The organism is Parcubacteria group bacterium (assembly GCA_041660065.1).
Lineage (GTDB): Bacteria > Patescibacteriota > Minisyncoccia > Moranbacterales.
In genome coordinates this window covers 1-24,469 of sequence record JBAZXC010000006.1, presented here as the reverse complement: position 1 = coordinate 24,469, position 24,469 = coordinate 1, and the positions used below count along the sequence as shown (strand labels likewise).

The following is a 24,469-nucleotide window of genomic DNA, read 5'->3' as shown; positions in this document are numbered from 1 at the left end:
AATTTTTGAATACATACAATGTCAAAATATTTATATACAGCAAAAAGTATTGAAGGAAAACCGCGTTCGGGTGAATTGGACGCAAAAAACGAACGTGATCTCGCTCTGCAATTGCGCGGAGAAGGTTTTGTTGTTACATCGATCGAGCGTGTGGATGATCTGGATCATAAGCCACATATCAATTTTTTTGATCGTATACAAGGTGTGAGTTTGAAGGAAAAGTTGTTTTTTACGCGCAATTTGAGTGTAATGGTGTCGTCGGGACTTACAATTGCACGTGCACTGGATAATCTTGGTGTGCAAACCAAAAATAAACATTTTAAAGCAGTATTGAATAATGTGTATAAGGATGTGCAGAAAGGGTTGTCGTTGAGTGATTCTTTGACAAAATATCCGGCAATCTTCAATGATCTCTTTGTCAACATGATCCGCGTGGGTGAAATTGGCGGCACATTGGATGAATCGTTAAATATCATTACCATTCAAATAGAAAAGGAGCATGAACTTCGGTCAAAAGTGCGTGGTGCATTGATCTATCCGGCCGTGATCGTGAGTGCGATGGCGATCGTTGGTGTGATCATGCTTACATATATTTTGCCACAGATCTTGGGTGTTTTTGGTGATATGAAGGTGGAACTCCCGGCACCAACTCGATTTATTATCGGACTTAGTGATGCCTTGCAAAACCATGGCGTTCTCATCGCAATCGTTCTTATCGGAGGTGGGATTTTTCTCAAGGCATTCTCATCGACGGATATGGGCAAAAAGGCGGCGAGTTTTGCTTTGCTCAAAACGCCAATTCTCAAACATATCGTGATCAAAGTAAATTGCGCGCGATTTGCGCGCATCTATAGTTCACTTTTGCACAGCGGTGTGTCTGTGGTGGATTCTCTCAATATTGTCGCAAATACATTAACAAATACATTTTTCAAGGAAGCGGTACTGGAAGGTCGCAATAAGATCCAGCGCGGTGTGGAGTTGTCGACAGTGATTGCGGAATATCCTGTTATTTTCCCCGTGATCGTCGCGCAGATGATTCGCGTTGGCGAGGAAACGGGTAAAACGGAGGATATGATGGTAAAGTTGGCGGAATTTTATGAAGAGGAAGTGAATCAGATCACAAAAAATCTTTCATCGATCATTGAGCCGGTGCTTATGCTCGTGATTGGTGCCGCGGTGGGATTTTTTGCAGTGGCGATGTTACAGCCGATGTATAGTGTTTTGGAAAATATTTAATTTATACATATATGGCACTTACGCACAAAAGAGGGTTTACTTTAATAGAAGGTCTGGTTGCACTTTTTGTTTTCTCGTTGCTTGTGACGACTTTTTATAATGTGTTTACCCAAACGATGGTTCATATGCAAGATGGAAAACAACGACGGGCGGCAGTATCACTTGCCAATGAACGTATGGAGCATTATCGCAATTTGGCATATGCGGAGGTTGGCACTACCACAAATGCGCCATTTGGAGATATTGTTGCTGATGAAAATGTAACGATTAATGAGATGTTTTTTCGTGTGATCACCTCGGTAATACTTGTTGACGATCCATGGGACGGAAGGGCGGTCAATGGAACGGATGTAATCCCAAATGATTACAAGCGCGTGAGCGTTTCGGTGATTTGGGATCAGTGTACAAGTGCATCGTATACACGTGGTATGGCGGAGTATGGCGGTGAGTGTTCTGTTGAGCGAGTGCGTCTTGTGTCACAGTTTGTGCCACCGGGAGGTCTGGAAACGGTTGAGTCCGGAGGTATTTTGTCAATCAATGTATTGGATGCATCAGCAAATGCAATTCCCAACGCGATTTTAACAATCCACGATAGTGTACGAAATGAGACTTTTGTTGTACAGACAGATAGTACTGGAAATTATATGTATATTGGAGCACCGGCATGTCAAAACTGTTATGAGATCAATGTGGAAAAAAGCGGTTATGAAACGCTCTCCACAAAACTGTCTCCGGCAAACAAAACAGTATCAACGGAAATTGGAGATGTGTCATATTTTCCGCGTTTTATCCATCAAAGTGTTACTGATAGCACAATGACGACGATGTCTTTTATTATGCAAGAATATTCTGATCTCACATTAACAACTGAAGATCCTTTCGAAAATGTAATTTCGGATGTTGATTTTTCTGTGCAAGGAGGCAGAGTAATGGGTACGAATTTGAATGAGAATCCTCTATATACAGAAGCTGAAGTGTATGGTTTTTATGATGATGTGGTTACTGATGTGAGCGGAGAGGTGGTAATTCGTACAGATACCAATGATGATGAATCGGTAACAAGTGCAGATCATGTTAACCCGGGTGTCTTTACGTTTGGTTTGGATGAATTGGAGACAAATTATGTATTTTTAAAAATGTCGCCAGGGCTTGATAACAATCGCCAAAAAACAAGTGTTAATGCAGGCACTGCTGTGGAGGCAAAGATGATCTTATTGGATAAAAACTATAAAAGTATTTTGATTCGTGTGGTAAATGATGAAGGGGTGCCAGCTAATGGAGCGTATGTTTACCTATATGACAATAATGATGTGCCAACATACAGTTCTACTCAACAAACTGATGTTTATGGTTACGCATATTTTCCCATGCGTAGCGAAAGTGAGCCATATGATATTGTACCCCTTTTGGAGGAGGATATGGAATATGAATATATCGTATCAGCCGGAGGGTATGAGACATATAGTGATGTTATCACTGTAGAAGATGATAAATTGTATGATATCAATGTTATATTAACGCCTGAATCATGATGAATATGAAAAATTATCGTGGAGTAACATTTGTAGAAACGATTGTTGTGATTGGTATTATGTCTGCGGTTATGCTGGGGTCAAGTCTTTTTTTTGTACGCATGTGGCGGACAAATCAGTTCACGTATGAAATTGCGATTGCGTCTCTCGTATCAAGTCGTGGCATTCAAAAAGCCGAGAAAGACATTCGCGCAGCACGGCCAGCGGAGAACGGCGCATTTCCTATTGTGTCTGCGGAAGATCATAGTATCGTTTTTTATATGGATTATGATGAGGATGGTATTGCGGAACGTGTGCATTATTTTGTGGAGGATCAGAAGTTCAAGGTTGGTGTAACAGAGCCAAATCTTTCTGTAACGCCACCCACATATGCAGATGCAGATGAAAGCGTGAAAGATGCTGCAAATTATATCGTGAATGAAACTACGGGGTATAAAACATTTGAATATTATAACGATGAAAGTGCGATGTATTCTTATAGTGATGTTGAGAATGCAGCAATGTCCACGCCACTGAGTGAAGATGAATTAGGTGGTATAAAAATGGTGAAGATTCTGCTCTTTGTAAATCCTGATCCACTTCGAGCACCAAATAATGTTCGCATTCAGTCATTTGTTGTTGTGCGCAATTTGGCAGATTTTAATAAGATTCCAACATAATAAAAAAATATGATGCATTCTCATACAAGAAGATATAGTGGCTCCGCTTTAGTGTATGTACTTATGGTAATTGCGGCGGCAAGTGTATTGTTTGCGGGAACGATTCAACTTGTTGTTGCACATGTCAAATACAATACGACATTGGAATCAGATCAACAGGCATTTCATATTGCGGAGGCCGGAATATTTTTTTATCGGTGGTATTTGGCACATAATATTGAAGGAAAGACCGCAAGTCAAATTCAGGATTTTTGGGATGGAGATCCATTAGGACAAGATGATAATGGTGATGGAGACTGTGATGATCCGGACACTGCAGATGGCGATGGTGATGGTACAGAGGCGTATGTGGCAAATTATGAGGGCATAGGACAATATAAGATTTGCATTACACCACCACAAACATATTCTACGGTTTTACACATCCAATCTGAGGGAACGGCGACATCTTCTGGCATAACCAAAACACGTACGATACGAGCGCGTCAACGCAAACCGTCATGGAGTGAATTTGCTATTCTTGCCAATGCAGACACGCGTTTAAGCGAAGGTACCGTGGTGTACGGTCCAATGCATGTGAATGGTGGATTTCGCTTTGACGGTGTTGCATATAATATTGTTACAAGCTCTAAGACAACTTATCAGGATCCAGATACGGGTATTACACGACCGGGTGTATGGACTAACTGGACAGATGAGTATAATATTACTTTGCATAAAAAAGTTTTTCAAGCAGGTAAGCGTTTTCCTGTTTCCGTGCAAGATTTTAATAGTGTTACAGCAAATTTTGATGAAATGCGTGAGCTGGCGATTGTTGACAACACATATTTTGATAATTCGTATCAAGGACGATATATTGAGTTGAAAGTTGATGGATCAGATCCAACCAAGGGGACAATGGAATTGCGTAGGGTACAGAGCTTTGATAGTAATTACACGCCGACATTTGTGGAGTCATGCCATCAAGAGTGGGTATGCTTGCGGTATAAATGGAATGGAACATGCAGAACGTGGGGATGGGATGATGTATGTGCTCCTGAAGATCCGATAATCAAAAATCTTGATGCAGAAGAAACGGCAATCGTTTACGTGCGGGATAATGTGTGGATTGAGGGAAAATTGCCAGAAGGTATGAAGTTAACGATTGCCGCACATGATGAGGATTCTGTGCAACCGCGTATGTTCATTGGTATGGATGATATTGAATATGAGGATCGAGATAGTGATTGCGTACTCGGTTTGGCTGCAGAGGGAAATATTGAACTTGTGAGAAATAGTGAGGGATTGCACTCTGTGAGCAATAGCGATGAACGTTATGAATTAAAAATTGATGCCGTGCTTTTGTCGCAATACGGGCGTATTGGTCGTGATAATTGGAATGATTGCAAGGATACGATCACGCTTTATGGTGCAATTGCTACTAATACACGCATGAATTTTGGTTATGTGGGAACGGCATGGTGTGATGGTGCAAATAGACCATTGGGTTTTGAAACGCGCAATTTGTATTTTGATGGCAATCTTTTGTATAGTCCACCGCCAATGTTTCCTACAGGAAGTACGTATGCAATGGATTTATGGGAAGAAATAAAGTGAGTGAGTACGTGTAGGTAAAAATGTGATATTATATATGTATAGAAAATAAAAAAAACGCATGTCATTTTTGAACAAAAAAATCATTGATCCGACGCCACCGTATTTTGGTTTGGATATCAGCGAGCTTTCTGTGAAAGTGTTACAGATGGCGCATCATGGTAAGTATGATAGCGTGTGTGGTTTTGCGTCGGAAAAATTAATGCCTGGTATGATCAAAAATGGTGAGATCCTGAAGCCAAAGCATGTGGTCGGTGCAATTAAGCGTGCGCGAGAAAAAGCAAGAATTTCAACGAAAAATGTGATTTGTTCTTTACCGGAGTCAAAATCTTTTTTGCGTATCGTGACAATTCCTCAGATGACCGATTCTGAGGTTGCAGAGGCGATCAAATGGGAAATTGAGGCGGTGATCCCACTTTCGATCGATCAGGTGTATTATGATTGGCAAATATTGAATAAGCGATTATCAAAAAATGAGAAGCAAATGGATGTGATCGTTGTTGCGGTGTCAAAAAAGTATATCAACGATTTTATTGAGCTTTTGCAAGAAGCGGGTCTCTCTGCTTATGGATTTGAGTTGGAGCCGGTTGCACAGGCAACGAGTCTCCTCAAAGATGAAGAAAAGGGCGTGACGACAATGATCATTGATATCGGAGACAAAGGAACGAGCTTTGTGATTACTGTGGACAATATTCCCGTCTTCACATCCAGTATCCCGCTCTCATCGGAGTCAATGACAAAAGCGATCGAGCAGACATTTGGCATTACATATCGTGAAGCGGAAAATATCAAAATTACATATGGCATCGGGTCCGTTTTGAATAATGATCATGTTTTTCAAGCGACAAAATCCGTTGTAGAAAATTTTGTTGTGGAAGCACAAAAGTCCATTGAATTTTATTTGTCCAGATTAACATACTCTACTGTGGTTGATCGGATCATTATGTGTGGCGGAGGGTCAAAAACGGTCGGACTTGCGCCGTACCTGTCACGGCGTTTGGGATATAATATTGAGCTTGGTGATCCATGGGTCAATGTGCATTTCAAAGGTGTACCACCAATCACGCGAGAAGATGCTGTGCAATATGCGACAGTAATCGGATTGGCGACAAAACAATTATAAAACTATGAAAATCAGATTTAATTTATTACCGCAACAACAAAAAGATCATCTGTATACGCAGAAGATTTTGCGTATGATCGTTGAGCAAGAGATCTATGTGATGATCGTCTTTGGCGTGTTAACGCTTAGTCTCTTTGCAATTTATTTTTTACTCAAGTCAGAGGCAGGGTTATTGCAAGGTGTTGAACAGCAATTGATCGACCAAAATGGATACCAAGAGATCATCGATATTCATTCAGAGTTTAAAAATGTAAAACATACAACAAATGAGGTGAATAAGATCTTGGATGGACATTTCAATTGGTCGCGTGTCCTGATCATGCTCAGTGAAAATATTGATGAAAAAATTACTGTGGATGAATTTTCCACGGTAGACAATCAGGTAAAATTGCGTGCAACGGCGCAGACGCGAGAGGATGTTGTTGCGCTTAAGGAAAAATTTCGCGATGTGTCATGGAATGAGAAAAAATGTTTTGAAAATATTGTTGTGCCGGAATCTGATCTTGCATCGCCAAAAAATGTTGTTTTTACAATGACGTTTGATATTAATATTGCTTGTTTGCGTTAGCGTATGAGGAGATTTATTAAAAAGTATTATATTCAATTGATTGTGGTGATCGCACTGGGTTGTTTTGTGATCTTTGTCATAGGTGAAGCGTATAAAATTTTTACGATGATCAAAGTGCAGTCAGAACGTCTCAAACAAACACAAATGGATCATGTGTTGGCAGAAGAGTATCTGCAAAATATTTATGTATTCAAGAAGGATGCGGCATATATTCATGAGAACAGTGAAAATTTCAACATTCTGCTTCCGAACAATGATGATGAAAAAGTGCGATTGTTTTCTATGATTGAAAGCATCGCACAGGAAACGGGAAATAAAAGTGTTACGCTCTCGGTGAAAAAGGGTGAGGAAAAAACCGGTGAAACAAAAAAGAATATCGTACCACAAGTCACTGATTATATTGGCATGACAATTTCCTTGGTCGGTAATTATAATGATCTGATCATGTTTTTGCAAAAAGTTGAGAATATGCGCTACATATCTGATGTTACATCGATCAAATCAGTCAAAACGGTAGATAATTCTCGTGATGTTGCACCTGTCACGGACATTGTGGATGAGGAAAATAGTGAAAAAATAGTGGTAAGAAAAGATCTTCTCAAAAGTGATATTACGATCGTTTTTTATCTTGATCAGGTCAATAAGTAATTGAGTTTAACGGCAGTTCATATATGTTTGGCATCAAAGGAAGAGATACATTCAATAAACCGCAGAGTGATTTTGCATTGTTTTTTGGTTTTGTGAGAAGAAAGTGGACAAAGATATTTCCAATTGTGCTCAGCTTCGTATTAGTGTGCATTCTCTCTTTTGTATGGTATGTATGGTATGTGTTTGTTCACACAAAGGAATTGACAGGGGCTGAAAAAACGGATTATGTCAACCAGAAAAAAAGTGAAGTAACTTTTGATAAGAAGAGATTTGATGCGGTCAAAGACCGCATTGTACAACGCAATGACTTTTATGCGCGGGATCGACAAGATTTTCACGACATTTTTTATCGTCAATAACAAGAGGATATCGTTTTGTGAATTGTGTTCTGGAGAGGACTTGAACCTCTAACCTCCTGGGCCGAAACCAGACGCTCTATCCAATTGAGCTACCAGAACAAATATGTCTACAACTCATTGTGCATTAAAATTAAGAGACAGTCAAGGTTGGTGCTTGTGAATGATTTGTGATATTATGAGCGTATACTATAAACAGTAATAAGTAATTTCATCGTGCTGTGACGTCTGAATGTCACATGTAACGCTGAGACAAAAATCATATGGCAGAAGTAACGATCTATTCGACGCCAACATGTGGATATTGCACATTGGCAAAAGATTTCCTTCAAGAGAAAGGTGTGGAATATACGGATATTGATGTATCCGTTGATCAACAAAAAGCGCAGGAGATGGTGGAAAAAACCGGACAAATGGGCGTGCCGGTGATCGTAATCATCAAAGATGGTCAAGAAGAGGTTCTTGTAGGATTCGATCAGGTGCAACTTTCTACTATGCTTGGACTCTAAAAATTTGGGAATAAACATGTAGGCGATAAAGAAATATCGCCTATTGTTTCTTTCTCGTGATTATAAAAATATATGATGTACGAAACAATTATTATCGGTGGCGGTCCAGCTGCTGTAGCGGCTGGTGTATATGCAGCGCGCAAGAATATCAAGACGGCACTTTTTGCCAATCAGATCGGTGGGCAATCTGTTGTGTCTGATGGAATTGAAAATTGGATTGGTGAGCCGCTGATCAGTGGTCCGGCGTTGGCGATCAAGCTCAAAAAACATCTGGAAGCGCAAAAAGAAAATATCGATCTTTTTATCGGGAAAAATGTGGATCGTGTGTCAAAAAATGACGATGGCACATTTGATGTTATGACAGGCGAGGAAAAATATACAACCAAAACAGTGATCGTGTGCTCCGGCGGACGACACCGACGCATGGAGGTGCCGGGAGAAAAAGAATTTGAGGGGAGAGGTGTTGCTTTTTGTGCAACATGTGATGCGCCTTTTTTCCGCGGGAAGGATGTGGCTGTGGTCGGTGGCGGAAACAGCGGCTTGGAAGCGGTGGTGGATTTACTTGCCTATGCAAATAAGATCTATCTCGTAGCGCGCAAAGCAAATAAGGATGAGTTGCGCGGTGATCCTGTGACACAGGAAAAAGTTTTTGCATCTGATAAAGTGGAAGTGATCTTTGGGTCTGATGCTGTAGAGGTATTGGGCGATAAAATGGTGACAGGATTGCGTTATAAAAACGTTGCAACGGGAGAGATCGGTGAAATTGCAGTGGGTGGAATTTTTGTGGAGATCGGCTCAGTGCCGAATAGTGAGATCGTTGGCGATTTGGTGCAAAAAGATCAGTGGAGCAATATCATTGTTGATACGAAGACGCAGGCGACGAGTTGTCCCGGTATTTTTGCCGCAGGCGATGTGACCGATACGCCATACAGACAAAACAACATTGCTGTGGGTGATGCGATTAAAGCGTTGCTTTCCGCTTATGATTATGTAAAGAAGAATTAATAATGATGAGTTTTGATTGATGTGGATAAATCATGATGTTATTTGCTTTAAAAACTTTTCACTTTTAACTTTATAACTAGGGATATGAAAATCTACCTTGGCACAGACCATGCCGGTCTTGATCTCAAAGAATATATCAAAAAATTCCTTCAAGAGGAAATGAATTATGACGTTGAAGACAAGGGCGCCTTGACTTTTAATGCGCTGGATGATTATCCAGATTATATTATGCCGGTTGCGCAAGCAGTGGCAAAAGATCGTTTGGAGGGGCAAGAGAGTTTTGGGATCATCTTTGGAAAGACGGGACAAGGAGAGGCGATGGTTGCCAATCGCACAAAGGGTGTGCGATGTGCGGTGTATTATGGCGGTCCAATGGATGTCATCACCTTATCGCGAACACACAATGATGCAAATATGCTTGCGCTTGGTGGACGGTTTCTGTCTGATCTCGACGCAAAGGCCGCAGTGAATACATGGCTGTCAACTTCTTTTTTGGGTGACGAACGGCACGTGCGACGACTTTCAAAATTTTAAAATAGCAAAAGAGTTTCTTGACGCAAATAGGATGTGATCTTTTTGTCTACATGAGATATTACGTTAAGGCAAATCTACTTTTTATTATAAAAATTATAAAAATTATGGTATAATAAAGTCATAATTTTTTGAAGTAAAAAAAAATGAAGAAGATCATTTTTGGAATAATCCTTTCGCTTATTTTTGTGCCAGGTTTTTTTGTTTTTGCACAGGTGTCTGATGAAGAAATTGCGAAAGACACAATAGAAGGTTCTGATTGGCCGGCAGTTGGTGCAACGGCGAATGATGTGGATTGTTTTGATTATTACAAGTTCCAATCTGTTATAGTCAGTGTCGGACCGGATCAGCAGGTCTATCAGCCTGGGACGGAGATGCATTTTGTCGGAATGGTCAAGAATGACAATAATTATCCTGTTGTAGACGGTAATCTTTTTGTTCGGATCGGAAGAGCGAATGATAATTACATGCAAGAGGGTCAAAATATCGTAGATGAGTTCATTGCCGTAAAAGACATTTCCATTGATGCAAAGAGTGAGAAAAAAGTCGATTTTATCTGGAACGTTCCGGTTTACGAAGGCAATGGAGCATACGTTGTTGATTATTTCTTCTCAGTTGGCAAGAAATTCAATCTGGGTGGGTTGTCTTTTTCCAACGAAGTAACTGCCGGTGTGGCACGTTTTAATATAAGCTCGACAATCACCACTGCTGTTGCCTTCGATAAGTCGGCTACGACTTTCAATGGAGATAAATATAACCAGATCGGCAGTTGGCCAAAAATCACCGCTGGCTCGGAAGTTACTATCAATAATGTATTGCGCAATTCTTTTGGTGAGACAAAAGTCGTCAATGTCACTCAGGAGCTCTACCGATGGGACAGTCTCAACAAAGATGACCGTTTGGACGAGAAGACTTTGACGGTCACTGTTCCGGCCAACGGCACGGCTGATATCTCATATAAAGTGCCAGATACTTCCGGCAGTGTATATTATCTGAAGACAATTGCCAGCTATGACGATACGAAATCCATTATCAATGTTCGTTTCGCAACAGATGCGCCACGTGCGCGGCTCAACTATCCTGCTATCACTAAATTCCCGATCAAAAAAGGCGACGCCTTCACTCTTTTCTCCTGTTTTCACAATTCCACTAACGTCAATACGAGTGGGAACGTCCGAGCTGTGTTGTCGGATAGGGATGGTAATGAGATCGGGGAATTAAAATATGATGGCAATATTCCTTCCGCTATGTCAGCCGCTAAGACGGATATCTCTGCCCGTCGGGATTATGACTATGTTGGACTGAAAGCAGAGATTAGAGATAAGGACGGGAATGTCGTTGACCATTATGAAATAACGTATGATTGCGCCCAACTCAACGAATGCAAGACAGTAGACGTGAGCGGACTGGTGGGAATGAATGGTTTTGTGAAGATTTTCGCTTATGTTGTGCTCTTTATTGTAACTATTATTATCATAATCGTGTTGATCAGAATCATCAAAGGATATCGAGGGCCGAGACTAGGTATATTTATCTTCGGGTTATTGGTTACTGGAGGAGTATTGTCGAGTCACGGGACTTCGGCAGCGGGGGATCAAACTGCGTTGTCTTCAAGTCCCTATAATCTATCTAATGGTTATGCCACGATCTCTACCGGCGATGTCACTTTGAATAGCTATATGAATGTAACTAGTACGAGTGTTCCTTGTGGCGGTTCAGTAAGCTTTGGCTATGGTTCTGATTTGACATTTAACGCTAGTGGAGGATCTTGGGACACTCCGTATGGAACACTATGCAGTAACTATACTTCGGCAAGCTGTTTCGGCAATAATCTTCCCGCCGTCGGTCAATATATCAGTGGTAATGGTGCTCGGGGTGGGTATATTTACTTTACCGGTAGTCAGCCCGGTAATCCTAGCTTAGTTTCAAATAACCCCAGTGTAATGACATGTTCGGGAATGACCTGCGCTGCTGTAGCCGGAGCATCTGGAACGGCCAGAATTACAGCGAAACTTAATGGTTCAACCGTGCGTATTTGGTCTCTTATCGCGTATTACAAACCGAGATGCGAGGAGTTTAGAACACCCAAGTTGTCATGTGGCGGAAGCATCTTGGGTCAGAATCGATGTACCGCTAGCAACTCTACTTACTGGGTTTCTCCCACGGATGAGCATATAGGTTGTGGAGGAGGAAACACGCAATATACTAACCCAAGTTTCACAACAATGAGTCTCGGAGGCACAACTCTTTATTGGGATATTACGGTCGGTTCTTGTGTTGTTCCAATTAATGGAGTATGTAATTCTGCTTCAACACGAAATAATTATGTATATACTGCAACCGGTCCATCCACACCTCTTTGCTCTGCTGGCACACCATCTCCGGCAACAGTGAGTTTTCCATCAGGTGCATATGGTGTAGATAGTACGGTGACGTGGACATGTAACGGATCTGGCGGTGGTACGAATGCAACGTGTTCTGCAGCACGTCTTGCGCCATCATACACATGCACAGGTACTCCGCCACAAGGTGCAATATGGTGTATGGGAGACGATATAAATATCACGACAAATACCGCATGGCAACAAGTCGCAGTATGTACAGATACACAAAAATGCGAATACACAATGCCGGCATACTCCTGCACAGGCGGTAACCCGCCGCAAGGCGCAACATGGTGCCTGGGCGATGACGGAGGTCTCATAGTAAATACGCCATGGCAACAAGTCACAGCGTGCACAGATACACAAAAATGCGAATACACAATGCCACCTGCAAGCAATGGTGAGTGCGGGCTGGCTGACGGTCAAACATATTTTATTCAACCATCATCAAATCTCTGTGATACAGGTAACGTGATTTGGACCGATCAAAACGCATCAGATGGTAGATGGAACTGGGAATGTGAAGGCCTCTACGGCGGAACAAATACAATTTGCAGTGCAATAAAAGAAAGTGTGCCAGACACAACGACAACGGTAAATGATGACACGGACATCGGAAGTGATGGACGTATGATCGAGACGCGACCATAGAACTTTTTACGGAAATAAAAACCTCATGTTGGGATTGCATGAGGTTTTTGGGTGTATAAAAGATACGTGATTGACTTTTTACCTGCACTTGATAGCATGAGTGCAGGTTTTTATACCAAATCCAATTAACGCTTCTACAATAACAAGTTTCTCAATTTTGAGCAAAACACAGAAAAAATATGGAAGCATATCGAGATATGGTTGAGTATTTTTTCGCAGTTGTAGCCAAAATTGTGAGACTTGTGTAGAATGGTTAATTGGGTTTGGTAGTAGTTCGTTTTCAATCAAAAGGAACAGCGCAATGGTGCGCAAGGCGTATGGGAGGAAGTGATGGATCATTTTACACCAATTGATCTTGATGTATTGTCACGGCACGGTGCTGTTGATCTCGCATTGTATGAGCATACAATTGCAAAACTCGGCGTGTGGGGATACTTTGAAAATGAAGGTGTCGCCTTAAAGGGACACTTTGGTTATTCAGGGGGGGGTCACGGAGATGCATATATAAATATTCGTGATCTCAAAACTGTGGCACAATTATGTGTTGTAGCAATGCAGATGGCATGGGAATGTCGTGATGAGAAAATTGATGCCTTCGTAGGAACACCACATGGTGCGGATACGTTGGCAACACTTGTCGCGTATTATTACACAAAATTCACCGGAGGACGGGCTGTTGAAGTTCTCAAACCACTCAAACTTCAAAATGATGTGAATGCACTGGCAAATTTCGTTGCATGGTATAACACAAAATTTACCGATGGACGGGCAATAGAAGTTCTCAAACCACTCCTCAAATTTCACAATGGATTGGTGTGGTATAAGGATCATGGAGATCGTATTAGAGGGAAGCGTACCATGCAGGTCGAGGACGTGATCAACTCAGCGAAAAGCTTGCGTGAAACAGCAGACTTTATCATTTCATCATTTGGTAATTTTGTGGGTTTTATCGCTGCGTGTAATCGGATCAGTGAAAAAAATCCGGGACTCACGGCGCTCAAGGATGAATATTGCATTGAGTTTGCACAAGCACTTACGGATGTTGTGGCTACAAACTACTCTATGGATCTTTCACGAGATCCTAGAGAGCAGTGTCCTCTGTGTAAGGACGGCATCCCAATCGATACGCGTGTCGGACACGGCAAAAAATTTCTTGCAGATATCCAGGACACTTATCCTGATCTCTACGAAAAACTGTCACGACCATAAGGTCAAAAAAACAAGGAGGATGTTATGGTGGAAAGCGCAAAAGAAGAAGGATTTCGAGCAAAACTTGCAAGGAGACAATTGGAGATAAACTCTCTTGTATGTGTTGGTCTGGATCCGTTACCAGAAAAGTTGCCGCATTGTCTCAGAAAGAAGTTTTGGATTTCGTCTGACTGGAAGGCGATCGCGCAGTGGATGATTGATATTGTAGATTCAACCGCTCCATTCGCATCAATGTTCAAACTGCAGAAGGCGCATTATGAGGCATTTCGCGGTGGTGATAAAGCTCTCCAAAAAATCGTGAGCTATATTCACAAATTCTATCCCGATATTCCGGTTTTCCTGGATTGTAAACGAGGTGATATCGGTAGAACACAAGAACGTTATCGTATTGCGCACTTTGAGATCGATGGCGTAGATGGGATGAATTTCTCGCCGTATATGGGTAGCAGTTGTATGAAGCCGTTATTTGATCCTGCACATCCGGGACGAGCGATTGTGGGACTTTGTTACACAAGTAATCCAGAGGCGCGGGAAGTCCAGGATGTATTGCTTGCTGATGGGCGACAATATTGGGAATTCATTGCCAAAACGATTTTGCGGTGGGCATGGGAGATCGGCGTGAATGAAAATGCCGGACTTGTCATGGCAGCTGCATACGAAACCTTCAAAGGTTCTGGAGAAATTTTTTCCGAACATTTGTCGAAATGTCGGCAGATCGTTGGCAGTGGTCTGTGGTTTCTGATTCCCGGTGTTGGTACGCAAGGCGGTTTTGTGGAAGAAACGATAAAAGCGGCTTATGCCGGTCCCGGATCGATCGCGATCAATTCAAGCTCCGATATTATTTTTGCCAGCTCTGGTGATGATTATGCAGAGGCATCTGGCAAAAAGTCGCAAATTTTGTGTGACCAAATACGCGCTATAAAAACAGTTTCATAAAATTTGATTTTTTCAGATCGGAGGTGGTACATGGTACAAAGTCAGAAAAAGCAGCATCAGAGCAGTGCAAAGAAAGTTGAAATGCCTGCAGAATGCAAGAGATGCAAACGTAAACAATGTTTAGATGATGATTGCGTACACATCGAAGCATATAAAAAATATTTGCAAAATGCAGTTGAACAACTATAGTTATTTTGAATGAAAAAACGTCCCAGTCATAGTTGGATACTATGACTGGTTTTTTATTTCCACAGCCTACCATCCATACGTCTACCACCTACCATTCCACACCCTAATTTCTAATAAAACACAGTGCTTATATTGCACCAAATACAGTGCCGTGCACTGTACTGAATGGTACAGTGTGAATAACCTGTGCATATCATCAGTTTGACAAATAAAGAAGACTTGACAAATTTTTCGGCTTTGCTATAGTAGGTAGTACTGCTCTGAGGACGTCAAGTGCGGCCGGAGAAAGAGCGACGCAAGCGAGAATACATATAGGCACATGTCTCGTTTTTTGTTTGTTTGAAACATGAAAGAATGTTGTGCGGAAACATGGTGAAAGAGATTTACTTGTTTCCGCAGAACCTACTGTCGCTTTTGTGAGCTACGGCAAGGCACGTGTGAACTTTCACAACTGCATATAAATTTTTGAATGACGCGCATATTTGTTGCGGAACACATGTGTGGTCATATCAGAAGAAAGCAACAAATAGGTTAAGCAATTTCATTTGACCCAAAAGATCAAATGAACAATACACTCATTAAATTTTGTTGAATGATATAAAAATTGCAGTTAAGTTTCTCTTAATTGTCAATTCTTTATAGATTTTGATGAAATAAAAGAAAGAGGTTACAAAGGGCGTATAGTGGATGCCTTGGCTGAGACGAGCGATGAAGGACGTAGTTGGGTGCGAAAAGCTTCGGGGAGCTACCAAACAAGCTGTGAACCGGAGATGTCCGAATGGAGCAATCCTTCCACGCAAGTGGAAATTCATAACTGAATTCATAGGTTATGAAAGCAAACCCTGGGAATTGAAACATCTTAGTACCAGGAGGAATATAAATCAATATGAGATTCCGTCAGTAGTGGCGAGCGAAAGCGGAACAGTCTAAACCGTTTCTTTTATTAGGAACGGGGTTGCGAGATGAGCGGACTCGCTTAGAGCGGGGCCAATAATTTTTTCTTAGTGGAATACTCTGGAAAGTGTGACTATAAAAGGTAAAAGTCCTGTACACGAAAAGAAAAAATAATAGGTGAGTTTATTCTCAAGTAGGGCGGGGCCGGAGAAACCCCGTCTGAATCCGGGAGCACTAACTTCCAAGACTAAATATTGTCTCAGACCGATAGTGAACTAGTACCGTGAGGGAAAGGTGAAAAGTATCCCGTAGAGGGAGGTGAAATAGAACTGAAACTATACGCTAACAAAGAGTAGGAGCCCCTCACCCAAATTATTTTAACTGTATAAATATATGCGTATGCATTATGTTTATGCTTTGCAAGCAACTGATGATAGAGAAGTTTTCTACGTCGGATGTACAAGTGATTTGAAAAAGCGTTTTGATTCACATAACAGTGGTCAAAACAGATCAACAAAATCACATCATTGGAAAATTGTTTATTATGAGTCGTGGATAACGCTCAGTGCCGCACGGACGAGAGAATATCGTTTGAAGCATAATGGTAAGGCAAAATATCAATTGATAAAACATGTCAAAGAAAGTTTAGAGTAATTTGGGTGAGGGGTGACTGCGTGCTTTTTGTAGAACGATCCAGCGAGTTAGTTTTCTATGGCTTGCATAAGTTACTCTGTAACCGATGCATAGTGAAAGCGAGCTGTAACAGGCGAATATGTCATAGGAACTAGACCCGAAACCGGGCGAGCTACGCATGAGCAGGGTGAACACAATGTAAAAGTTGTGGGAGGCCCGAACCCACTGACTGTGCAACATCAGGGGATGACTTGTGCGTAGAGGAGAAATTCCAATCGAGCTCGGCAATAGCTGGTTCTCTCCGAAATAGCTTTAGGGCTAGCGTCGCTTTAATTAATCATGGGAGGTAGAGCTACTGAATGAGTTCCCGCCGCAAGGTAGGGCGCTCAACCAAACTCCGAATGCTCATGATCGTACAGCGGCAGTCAGAACTACGGGGCTAAGCTCGTAGTTCAAAAGGGAAAAAGCCCAGATCGCAATCTAAGGTCCCAAAATTTATACTCAGTGGAAAAGGAAGTGAGATTTCTCAGACACCTAGGAGGTTGGCTTAGAAGCAGCCATCCTTTAAAGAAAGCGTAATAGCTCACTAGTTTAGAGATCTTGCGCCGAAAATGTAACGGGGCTCAAGTATAATACCGAAGATGCGGATTTGTAGATTTATCTACAAGTGGTAGGAGAGCGTTCCTTGTGTGCCGAAGCCGGATGGGTGACCACCGGTGGAACGCAAGGAAGTGAGAATGCTGGAATGAGTAACCGCAATGCACGTGAGATCCGTGCACATCGAAAATCTAAGGTTTCCTGGGCAATGGCAATCATCCCAGGGTTAGTCGGTCCTAAGGCGAGGCTGAAAGGCGTAGTCGATGGACAGCAGGTTAATATTCCTGCACTGTGTATATATGCGATGGAGTGACGTATTCTTGTAGCTACTGCATCTTATTGGATTGATGTGGACGTATTGAGGATGTATGGTAGGCAAATCCGCCATACAATAATCCGAGATATGGACAGTCGTTTCTCTTCGGAGGAATTAATAGTAGTGAGCAGGGTACCAGGAAAAGCTTCTAAGCTTCAATATATACACACCCGTACCGTAAACCGACACAGGTAGATAGGGCGAGTAGCCTAAGATGAATGAGTGAGACCTGGTTAAGGAACTCGGCAAAAAAGCTAGACGTACGTTCGCTAAATGTCTTTCCAGCACCTATTTTAGAGATGATCATAGAGATTTGATAGTGATAAAAGATGCAGTCGCTATCGCTCATGAATGTTAAAAATTTTGACGATCATTTTTGAAATAGGTGCTGGACGAAGCTAAAGTGCCCATTCGACTGTTTACCAAAAACACAACTCTCTGCTAACTCGTAAGAGGATGTATAGGGGGTGACACCTGACCAGTGCTGGAACGTTAACGGGAGAAGTTTACGCGGATCCCCGAAGCGCCAGTGAACGTCGGCGATAACTATAATCGTCCTAAGGTAGCGAAATTCCTTGTCGGGTAAATTCCGACCCGCATGAAAGGTGTAACGAGATGGGAACTGTCTCAACCAGGTGCTCGGTGAAATTGCAATGGGGGTAAAGATGCCCCCTACCTACAGCTAGACGAAAAGACCCCGTGGAGCTTTACTACAGCTTGGCATTGAATTAGAGTTTTAGTTGCCGAGAATAGGTGGGAGACTTTGAAGCTGCTCTTTAGGGAGCGGTGGAGTCAACAGTGGAATACCACCCTGCTGAAGTTTTGATTCTAACCTTGCACCGTTAGGTGTATTTTACAGAGTGTAAATTCAAAGGTACATATGATCAACAGGCGAGTAGTGAAGCCCTTCGTAAAACAAAGCGTTTTTTAGAATGTTTTGTACGGAGGGATCTTTGACGTGGAAAATTTTCACTTAAAAGAATTCACTAACTGCTTATAAAATTTTATTTTATAAGACTCGTCTGATGATTAAAAAGTACTACTAAATTTACTACTCGTGTTGAATATAGCTACCGGTGCAGGAACAGTGCCTGGTGGGTAGTTTGACTGGGGCGGTCGCCTCCTAAAATGTAACGGAGGCGTTTACAAAGGTTGGTTAGGTCCGGATGGACATCGGGCCGATAGTGCAAACGCATAAACCAGCTTTACTGAAAGACAAGCAAGTCGCTCAGTTACGAAAGTAGAAGTTAGTGAACCGACCATCACTTGTAGGAGTGTGGAAGATCATCGGATAAAAGTTACCCCGGGGATAACAGGCTTATCACTCCCAAGAGTTCACATCGACGGAGTGGTTTGGCACCTCGATGTCGGCTCATCACATCCTGGGGCTGGAGAAGGTCCCAAGGGTACGGCTGTTCGCCGTTTAAAGTGGTACGCGAGCTGGGTTCAAACCGTACAGTAGTTATAAAGTAGAAAGTTTTAAAGTTTATAAATTTTTGGAATGCCAAACTTTTTATGGACTTTATAATATTATGAACTTTTGACTTTTGTACAGTTTGAACCCGAGGAAAAAGACATCATACACGGCGGCGTATATGAGCGATCATATATGAGAAATCGACTTATATCGGTGGAGTCCTATTGTGACATAACCTGTCACATGTTAGGATAATACCGAGGGAAGTTTATGTGTAAAAATTTTTCGTCAACAATTAGTGCATATTTGGCAGGATTTCTTGATGGAGATGGAAGCATCTATGTAAGGATGAAACCAAACGATACCTATCGGTATGGTTTTCAGGTTGCTCCTTATATCGTGTTATTCCAATCCAATCAAAACAGAAAAAACTTTGAGAAAATTTGTTCCAAAATCGGACTCGGAATTCTTCGAGAAAGAAAAGATGGAATAATGGAATATTCCATAAATAGAACGGATAACCTCAAAATTTTTCTCTTCTCAGTAAAACCATTTCTCATATTAAAGAGAAAACAGGCTGAGTTGATTTTGAAGATCTTGGCAAAAAAAGAAAAAGTCAAAAATCATAAGGATTTTGAAGATCTTGCACAATTAGTTGACCGTTTCAGGGAATTGAATTATTCCAAGAAAAGAAAAATTCGCACATGTTCACCCGTAGAGACTAAACGTCGATTATCCTAATTTTTTGTAGGATAAAGTTATAGTCCAATGCACGTAGTAATACGTGGAAACATGCGTGAGACAGGTTGGTCTCTATCTGCTGTAGGCGTGTGTGCTTGAAGGAAGTCTTTCCTAGTACGAGAGGACCGGAAAGAACAGACCTCTGGTGTATCGGCTGTCCTGCCAAGGGCAGTGTCGAGTAGCTATGTTTGGTGTGGATAACCGCTGAAAGCATCTAAGCGGGAAGCCCATCCTAAGATAAGGCACAGATACCCTAGAAGATTACTAGGTTGATAGGTTTCAGATGGAAGCGCTGTGAAGCGTTAAGTCCAGGAATACTAATGTATCATTAACTTTTTTCTTTTATTTCTCTTTCTATAATTGAGTTGACAATCAAGAGAAACGTAAAAGAGTGTATATTTGTTTGACCAAAATGTTGTTTTCTTCGTAAAGTACTTTGAATTTACTGTTTCCAGTGTCTTTAGCGATAGGGTCACACCTGATCCCTTTCCGAACTCAGCAGTTAAGCCTGTCAGCGCTGATGGTACCTCTTTTGAGGGAGAGTAAGTCGATGCTGGGAACAGTGTATTGAAAGTACGCAATGATATCCGCTGCAATTCCTTGAGAATGAGGCGGTTTTTTGTTTTTTTGTGTAGGTGGATATTTTTTTGACGAAATGTGTTTTTCCTGTACAATGGGGGACTGACAAATGTCAGAGTTATTTTACACGAGGGAAGCGATGTATATTCAATAGCATTATTACAGAGAGGAGGGTTTTGTTATGATCGAGCATGTTCGTCCACATGAAATGATTGCGTTATCATTGATGAGTCAAGGGAAGGTGCGAGATATATTTTTTCTTGAGTCGGCGCCGGACAGATTGCTCGTTGTGACGAGTGATCGCATTTCCGCATATGACTGGGTTATGCCGGATGGAATACCGGGAAAAGGAGTGATCCTTAACAGAATGTCAGCGTTTTGGTTTGGGATGATGTCTGACATCATTGCCAATCATATGATCAGCATTGATCCGCGTGAGTATCCCAAAGAATGTGAACCGTATCTGCAATATCTCGCTGGACGGACCATGCTTGTGCAGAAGGCCATGCCACTACCGGTAGAGTGTATCATGCGGGGTAATATCACCGGTTCGTTTTGGAGCGACTTCAAAAAGGCAGACGTATTGAAAAATGGAAAATCATCGTCACTGCACGATGCACGAAAGATCATTCACGGACTTGCATTGCCCGCGGATATGCAAGAGTCGGAGGAATTTTTGCGTCCACTCTTTACGCCATCAACAAAGGCCAGTGTTGGTGCACATGATGAGAATGTTTCATTCGATCAAATGATTGAGATCATGAGAGAATGGTTGCCGCACAATGGTTTTATCATTGATCCGGCAGTGCTATGTATGAATGTGCGACGCGCTTCTGAGGACATATATATTCGCGCGAGAAAATATGCCAAAAAACGAAGGATCATCATCGCCGATACCAAATTTGAATTTGGATTGTTGCCGAGTGGTAAGCTGATCTTTATTGATGAGGCACTTACGCCGGATTCCTCACGGTTTTGGCCTGCGGATCAGATCGTACTCGGCAAAACACCGCCGAGTTTTGACAAGCAGTTCTTGCGCGACTGGCTTGTTGCGCAAGGGTGGGACAAAAAAAGTCCGCCACCGCATTTGTCACAAGAGGTTATCGAAATGACAAGCCAAAAGTATCAAGAGGCTTACAACCGCCTTGTATTGCAAGGTTAATGAAAACCACTGTCTATGTCACGCACATGGACAGTGGTTTTAAATTTTTTTATAATATAAATTATAAGATAATATGAATATCTGCCTGTTAGCACAGAAAAAAGATGTGTGATATACTATATTTATAAAAACAAGGGACGAGGATTTGCATATGGTATAAATGATTGTTTTTTCATAATGCACAAAGAGCTGAATGGTAAAAACTGACACAAGATCAAAGAAGTTCTGGTCGTCAAATATATTATTTTGATATAATGCAAAAGGAAATAAAATAAAAACAAAAATGAGTTTATCAGAATTTAAAAAGAATAATTTTTCGAGTAGCAGGACATTTATGTTCGGGCGTTTTTTGTTTTTAAGAAACAGTAAGAAACAAAAGATATTTTTTAGAGCTACTCTCCCCATTGTATAATTACATCACAAGAGATTTGACCTTCGAGATATAAAAATAAAAAAATAGCCAATATGAAATGGGATAATTACAAAAAAACATATCTAACAAGAAGCAAGTTTTTTTTATTCAGTTCTTTTTTACTTCTCAAAAATACTAGGATGGGTTTTGGTGACAAAGTTGCTGTATTAGGAATGGTTTTCTTAGTCTCTTTTCTGTGTGGTGTTAGTTATGTCAATGCCAGTCCAGCACCAACCATCACTTCCATCTCTCCAACAAGTGGATCAGTCAGCGGCGGAACCGATGTCACTATCAGTGGTAGTAATTTCTATAATTCCGGAGCATTTCCCAATCCAAGTTCTTTCTCAAATGTTTGGTATGTCAGTACTACTGGGAGTGATTCGACTGGAAACGGTTCTCGATCAACCCCTTATGCTAGTTTGAACAAAGCAATCAATATGGCAGCTAGCGGTGATGCTATTAGTGTATTGCCAGGGACGTATCGCCTCATCCCTTTCCTCACTACGGCAGGGACAGGAGGACAATATTGTATTCAGGACTTAGGGAAAAATCTGGCCATATTTGGAGACAATGCAAATACAGTACTTCAATGTTATGGATCCGATTCAAGTAGTACTACATATCGTGATGCCAATGTTTTCAATATGACCAATACTTCTTCAGTTGTATCTAATTTGAAAATAGATTTCTATCCTAATCGTACTAATAATTATTCCAATGCTATTTTTGGAGCTAACAGTGGACGATGTACCTATCGCAATATCTTTGTAGAAAATAAATCTGCTACTGCTTGGTCATATGTATATGATAATAGTAATACAGTCTTTAATATTTACAATTCCATTTTTAAATCTAATGGTCACAGTACGACAGACTATTCCGGCGCCCCTATATATTACAATTGTCTTTTCGACTACACGCCGTCCAGAGGCACTAAAAATAGTTCATTAACCCGCGCCATCACATCCAATGACTGGGATATTACCACCACTCTTTCAAGTGATCTAACTAATGCTGGTGATATTGCCATTCTTAATCCAGATGGCACCCGATCGCATATCGGAACACGGGGAGGGTTGTATGCTTGGGGGGAGAGTCCGACAGTTTCTTTTGGAGGGACAGTTGCGACTGCAATAAACCTTCTTAATTCTTCCACTATCGTCGTTACGACTGGCGCCCATGCTCCCAGTGGAACGGTAGATGTGACCGTGACAAATCCGGATACGCAGAGTGCCACTTTGACAGGATCATATACATATGAAGCTATTACTTGCGGAACGGACACAGTTTCGCGTAATGGCTTAACATACGGTACTGTTGTAGGCGCTGATGGGCGATGTTGGCTTGATCGTAATCTTGGTGCAACACGTGTGGCAACAGCATATAATGACACACAAGCTTACGGATGGTATTTTCAGTGGGGACGTTTGGTGGATGGACATCAGATGACTACGAGTTTAACTACGGCGACAAAAAGCACTTCAGATGTACCGGGGCATTCACGATATATCACGACAAACCCAGCTGGTGATTGGCGTTCCCCACAAAATGATAATTTGTGGCAAGGTGTAAATGGAATCAATAATCCATGTCCGACAGATTTTCGATTACCAACATCGTTAGAGTGGACAACATGGGCTAATTCTTCCGGGGTAACAAATTATACTAATGCATATAATTCATCGTTGAAGTTGACAACAAATGGTCTAAGGCATCTTACTGCTGGCGCTTTTTATCAGCAGGGAATCCAGAGCATTTATTGGTCCAGTGATGTTAGTGGTAGCAATGCTGTAAAAGTGTTCATGTCTTCAACTGCTTTTATACAAAATGGTGATTATCGCGCATGGGGCTACGGTGTTCGCTGTATCATGGAAACCCCCCAAACCGCATCCCTCACCACAACCTCCTCCACAAACATCACGGAGCATGAAGCTACTCTCACTGCCACCATCACTGCAATCGGTCAAGACAACCCAGAACGCATGATTGAATGGGGCACAACCACTGGTGTCTATACTGGTTCCTGTTCAGCTGGCACAGGAGGCACAGGCGCATATTCTTGCAACATCACAAATCTCACCCCCAACATCACATACTACTACAGAGCAAAAGCTACAAACTCCGCAGGCACATCTTATGGCGATGAACTCTCTTTTCAAACCCTCGGTCTCTCAGACATCACGATCACCGATCCCGATCCCGCGATCATGACAAATACCGTCAACGACGGCTATATCACCATAGACAACGGCTCCATCACCGATACTGCACAGGCAACCACAACAGTGAACGTCACAGTACAAGACGGCATCTTTCAAGTAGAGCTCCCACAAGACACCCAGATCACCGGTGACGGATCTTTCAACTTCCAAAACTTCACCGCACAAAACGTGACACAAACAACAAAACAAGAACAACCCACCAGCAGAGCGGCAGTAGAGATCGGTATCCCCAATGAACAACTCAACTTCTCAGAAGACATCACCCTCCAGATCTACGTCGGCACAGCATTCAACACCATGGAAATGGACATCCTCTACCAAAACGACGGAGATCCCACATGGTACACCCACACAACCCCCACATGCA

The 24,469-nt window shown here is 41.9% G+C and carries 17 protein-coding genes, 1 tRNA gene and 2 rRNA genes; 19 read left to right on the top strand and 1 reads right to left on the bottom strand.

The genetic code is table 11. The features are described from left to right. Positions 1 to 18 precede the first annotated feature (18 nt). From WC819_05640 to WC819_05605, 8 genes are all read left to right on the top strand, one after another. The gene (locus tag WC819_05640; protein MFA5986797.1) at positions 19 to 1,236 is read left to right on the top strand and encodes a type II secretion system F family protein; all 1,218 of its coding nucleotides are present in this window, start codon (positions 19 to 21) and stop codon (positions 1,234 to 1,236) included. An 11-nt stretch (positions 1,237 to 1,247) separates the two neighbouring features. Next, positions 1,248 to 2,768 carry a prepilin-type N-terminal cleavage/methylation domain-containing protein gene (locus WC819_05635; GenBank protein ID MFA5986796.1) on the top strand — a complete coding sequence of 507 codons (1,521 nt, stop codon included), beginning with the start codon at positions 1,248 to 1,250 and terminating at the stop codon, positions 2,766 to 2,768. Beyond that, positions 2,765 to 3,427 (top strand): prepilin-type N-terminal cleavage/methylation domain-containing protein, encoded by a 663-nt coding sequence (locus WC819_05630; protein ID MFA5986795.1) that lies wholly within the window; start codon positions 2,765 to 2,767, stop codon positions 3,425 to 3,427. Before WC819_05635 ends, WC819_05630 begins: the two co-directional genes overlap by 4 nt. Before the next feature lie 63 nt (positions 3,428 to 3,490). Continuing rightward, a complete protein-coding gene (locus WC819_05625) occupies positions 3,491 to 5,023 on the top strand; it encodes a hypothetical protein (protein MFA5986794.1) in 1,533 nt (510 codons plus the stop codon). 58 nt (positions 5,024 to 5,081) lie between these two features. Beyond that, positions 5,082 to 6,143 (top strand): type IV pilus assembly protein PilM, encoded by a 1,062-nt coding sequence (gene pilM, locus WC819_05620; protein MFA5986793.1) that lies wholly within the window; start codon positions 5,082 to 5,084, stop codon positions 6,141 to 6,143. A 4-nt stretch (positions 6,144 to 6,147) separates the two neighbouring features. Next, positions 6,148 to 6,711 (top strand): hypothetical protein, encoded by a 564-nt coding sequence (locus WC819_05615; GenBank protein MFA5986792.1) that lies wholly within the window; start codon positions 6,148 to 6,150, stop codon positions 6,709 to 6,711. Between the two features lie 3 nt (positions 6,712 to 6,714). Further along, positions 6,715 to 7,359: a hypothetical protein gene (locus WC819_05610; GenBank protein MFA5986791.1), complete on the top strand. Its 645-nt coding sequence runs from the start codon at positions 6,715 to 6,717 to the stop codon at positions 7,357 to 7,359. 23 nt (positions 7,360 to 7,382) lie between these two features. After that, a complete protein-coding gene (locus tag WC819_05605; GenBank protein MFA5986790.1) occupies positions 7,383 to 7,718 on the top strand; it encodes a hypothetical protein in 336 nt (111 codons plus the stop codon). A 25-nt stretch (positions 7,719 to 7,743) separates the two neighbouring features. Here WC819_05605 and WC819_05600 read toward each other — a convergent pair. Beyond that, a tRNA-Arg gene (locus tag WC819_05600) sits at positions 7,744 to 7,817 on the bottom strand. A 161-nt stretch (positions 7,818 to 7,978) separates the two neighbouring features. On the opposite strand from WC819_05600, the gene WC819_05595 reads away from it, so the two are divergent. The 11 genes from WC819_05595 to WC819_05545 form a co-directional block, all read left to right on the top strand. Then, positions 7,979 to 8,224, top strand: coding sequence for a glutaredoxin domain-containing protein (locus WC819_05595; GenBank protein MFA5986789.1), 246 nt, complete (start codon positions 7,979 to 7,981; stop codon positions 8,222 to 8,224). 72 nt (positions 8,225 to 8,296) lie between these two features. Next, positions 8,297 to 9,229 carry an FAD-dependent oxidoreductase gene (locus WC819_05590; GenBank protein MFA5986788.1) on the top strand — a complete coding sequence of 311 codons (933 nt, stop codon included), beginning with the start codon at positions 8,297 to 8,299 and terminating at the stop codon, positions 9,227 to 9,229. 84 nt (positions 9,230 to 9,313) lie between these two features. Beyond that, positions 9,314 to 9,763, top strand: coding sequence for an RpiB/LacA/LacB family sugar-phosphate isomerase (locus WC819_05585; GenBank protein MFA5986787.1), 450 nt, complete (start codon positions 9,314 to 9,316; stop codon positions 9,761 to 9,763). A gap of 143 nt (positions 9,764 to 9,906) precedes the next feature. Then, positions 9,907 to 12,795 carry a hypothetical protein gene (locus tag WC819_05580; protein MFA5986786.1) on the top strand — a complete coding sequence of 963 codons (2,889 nt, stop codon included), beginning with the start codon at positions 9,907 to 9,909 and terminating at the stop codon, positions 12,793 to 12,795. 330 nt (positions 12,796 to 13,125) lie between these two features. Further along, a complete protein-coding gene (locus tag WC819_05575; GenBank protein ID MFA5986785.1) occupies positions 13,126 to 14,004 on the top strand; it encodes a hypothetical protein in 879 nt (292 codons plus the stop codon). 24 nt (positions 14,005 to 14,028) lie between these two features. After that, the gene (gene pyrF / locus WC819_05570) at positions 14,029 to 14,940 is read left to right on the top strand and encodes an orotidine-5'-phosphate decarboxylase (protein ID MFA5986784.1); all 912 of its coding nucleotides are present in this window, start codon (positions 14,029 to 14,031) and stop codon (positions 14,938 to 14,940) included. Between the two features lie 849 nt (positions 14,941 to 15,789). After that, positions 15,790 to 20,068 (top strand): 23S ribosomal RNA (locus tag WC819_05565). Positions 20,069 to 20,177: 109 nt separating this feature from the next. Next, positions 20,178 to 20,286, top strand: a 5S ribosomal RNA gene (gene rrf / locus WC819_05560). A 201-nt stretch (positions 20,287 to 20,487) separates the two neighbouring features. Then, positions 20,488 to 21,468, top strand: coding sequence for a phosphoribosylaminoimidazolesuccinocarboxamide synthase (locus WC819_05555; protein MFA5986783.1), 981 nt, complete (start codon positions 20,488 to 20,490; stop codon positions 21,466 to 21,468). 622 nt (positions 21,469 to 22,090) lie between these two features. Beyond that, the gene (locus tag WC819_05550; protein MFA5986782.1) at positions 22,091 to 22,303 is read left to right on the top strand and encodes a hypothetical protein; all 213 of its coding nucleotides are present in this window, start codon (positions 22,091 to 22,093) and stop codon (positions 22,301 to 22,303) included. A 14-nt stretch (positions 22,304 to 22,317) separates the two neighbouring features. Beyond that, positions 22,318 to 24,469, top strand: a 2,152-nt coding sequence (locus tag WC819_05545) for a hypothetical protein (protein ID MFA5986781.1), incomplete at its 3' end; no start/stop codon positions are given.

What these genes read in the sequence shown, in the direction of transcription:
- WC819_05595 (MFA5986789.1), top strand. Translation starts at nt 7,979, where the DNA reads ATGGCAGAAGTAACGATCTATTCGACGCCAACATGTGGATATTGCACA.
- WC819_05590 (MFA5986788.1), top strand. Translation starts at nt 8,297, where the DNA reads ATGATGTACGAAACAATTATTATCGGTGGCGGTCCAGCTGCTGTAGCG.
- WC819_05635 (MFA5986796.1), top strand. Translation starts at nt 1,248, where the DNA reads ATGGCACTTACGCACAAAAGAGGGTTTACTTTAATAGAAGGTCTGGTT.
- WC819_05575 (MFA5986785.1), top strand. Translation starts at nt 13,126, where the DNA reads ATGGATCATTTTACACCAATTGATCTTGATGTATTGTCACGGCACGGT.
- WC819_05550 (MFA5986782.1), top strand. Translation starts at nt 22,091, where the DNA reads ATGTCAATGCCAGTCCAGCACCAACCATCACTTCCATCTCTCCAACAA.
- WC819_05625 (MFA5986794.1), top strand. Translation starts at nt 3,491, where the DNA reads ATGGTAATTGCGGCGGCAAGTGTATTGTTTGCGGGAACGATTCAACTT.
- WC819_05615 (MFA5986792.1), top strand. Translation starts at nt 6,148, where the DNA reads ATGAAAATCAGATTTAATTTATTACCGCAACAACAAAAAGATCATCTG.
- pyrF (MFA5986784.1), top strand. Translation starts at nt 14,029, where the DNA reads ATGGTGGAAAGCGCAAAAGAAGAAGGATTTCGAGCAAAACTTGCAAGG.
- WC819_05630 (MFA5986795.1), top strand. Translation starts at nt 2,765, where the DNA reads ATGATGAATATGAAAAATTATCGTGGAGTAACATTTGTAGAAACGATT.
- WC819_05640 (MFA5986797.1), top strand. Translation starts at nt 19, where the DNA reads ATGTCAAAATATTTATATACAGCAAAAAGTATTGAAGGAAAACCGCGT.
- pilM (MFA5986793.1), top strand. Translation starts at nt 5,082, where the DNA reads ATGTCATTTTTGAACAAAAAAATCATTGATCCGACGCCACCGTATTTT.
- WC819_05555 (MFA5986783.1), top strand. Translation starts at nt 20,488, where the DNA reads ATGATCGAGCATGTTCGTCCACATGAAATGATTGCGTTATCATTGATG.
- WC819_05605 (MFA5986790.1), top strand. Translation starts at nt 7,383, where the DNA reads ATGTTTGGCATCAAAGGAAGAGATACATTCAATAAACCGCAGAGTGAT.
- WC819_05580 (MFA5986786.1), top strand. Translation starts at nt 9,907, where the DNA reads ATGAAGAAGATCATTTTTGGAATAATCCTTTCGCTTATTTTTGTGCCA.
- WC819_05610 (MFA5986791.1), top strand. Translation starts at nt 6,715, where the DNA reads ATGAGGAGATTTATTAAAAAGTATTATATTCAATTGATTGTGGTGATC.
- WC819_05585 (MFA5986787.1), top strand. Translation starts at nt 9,314, where the DNA reads ATGAAAATCTACCTTGGCACAGACCATGCCGGTCTTGATCTCAAAGAA.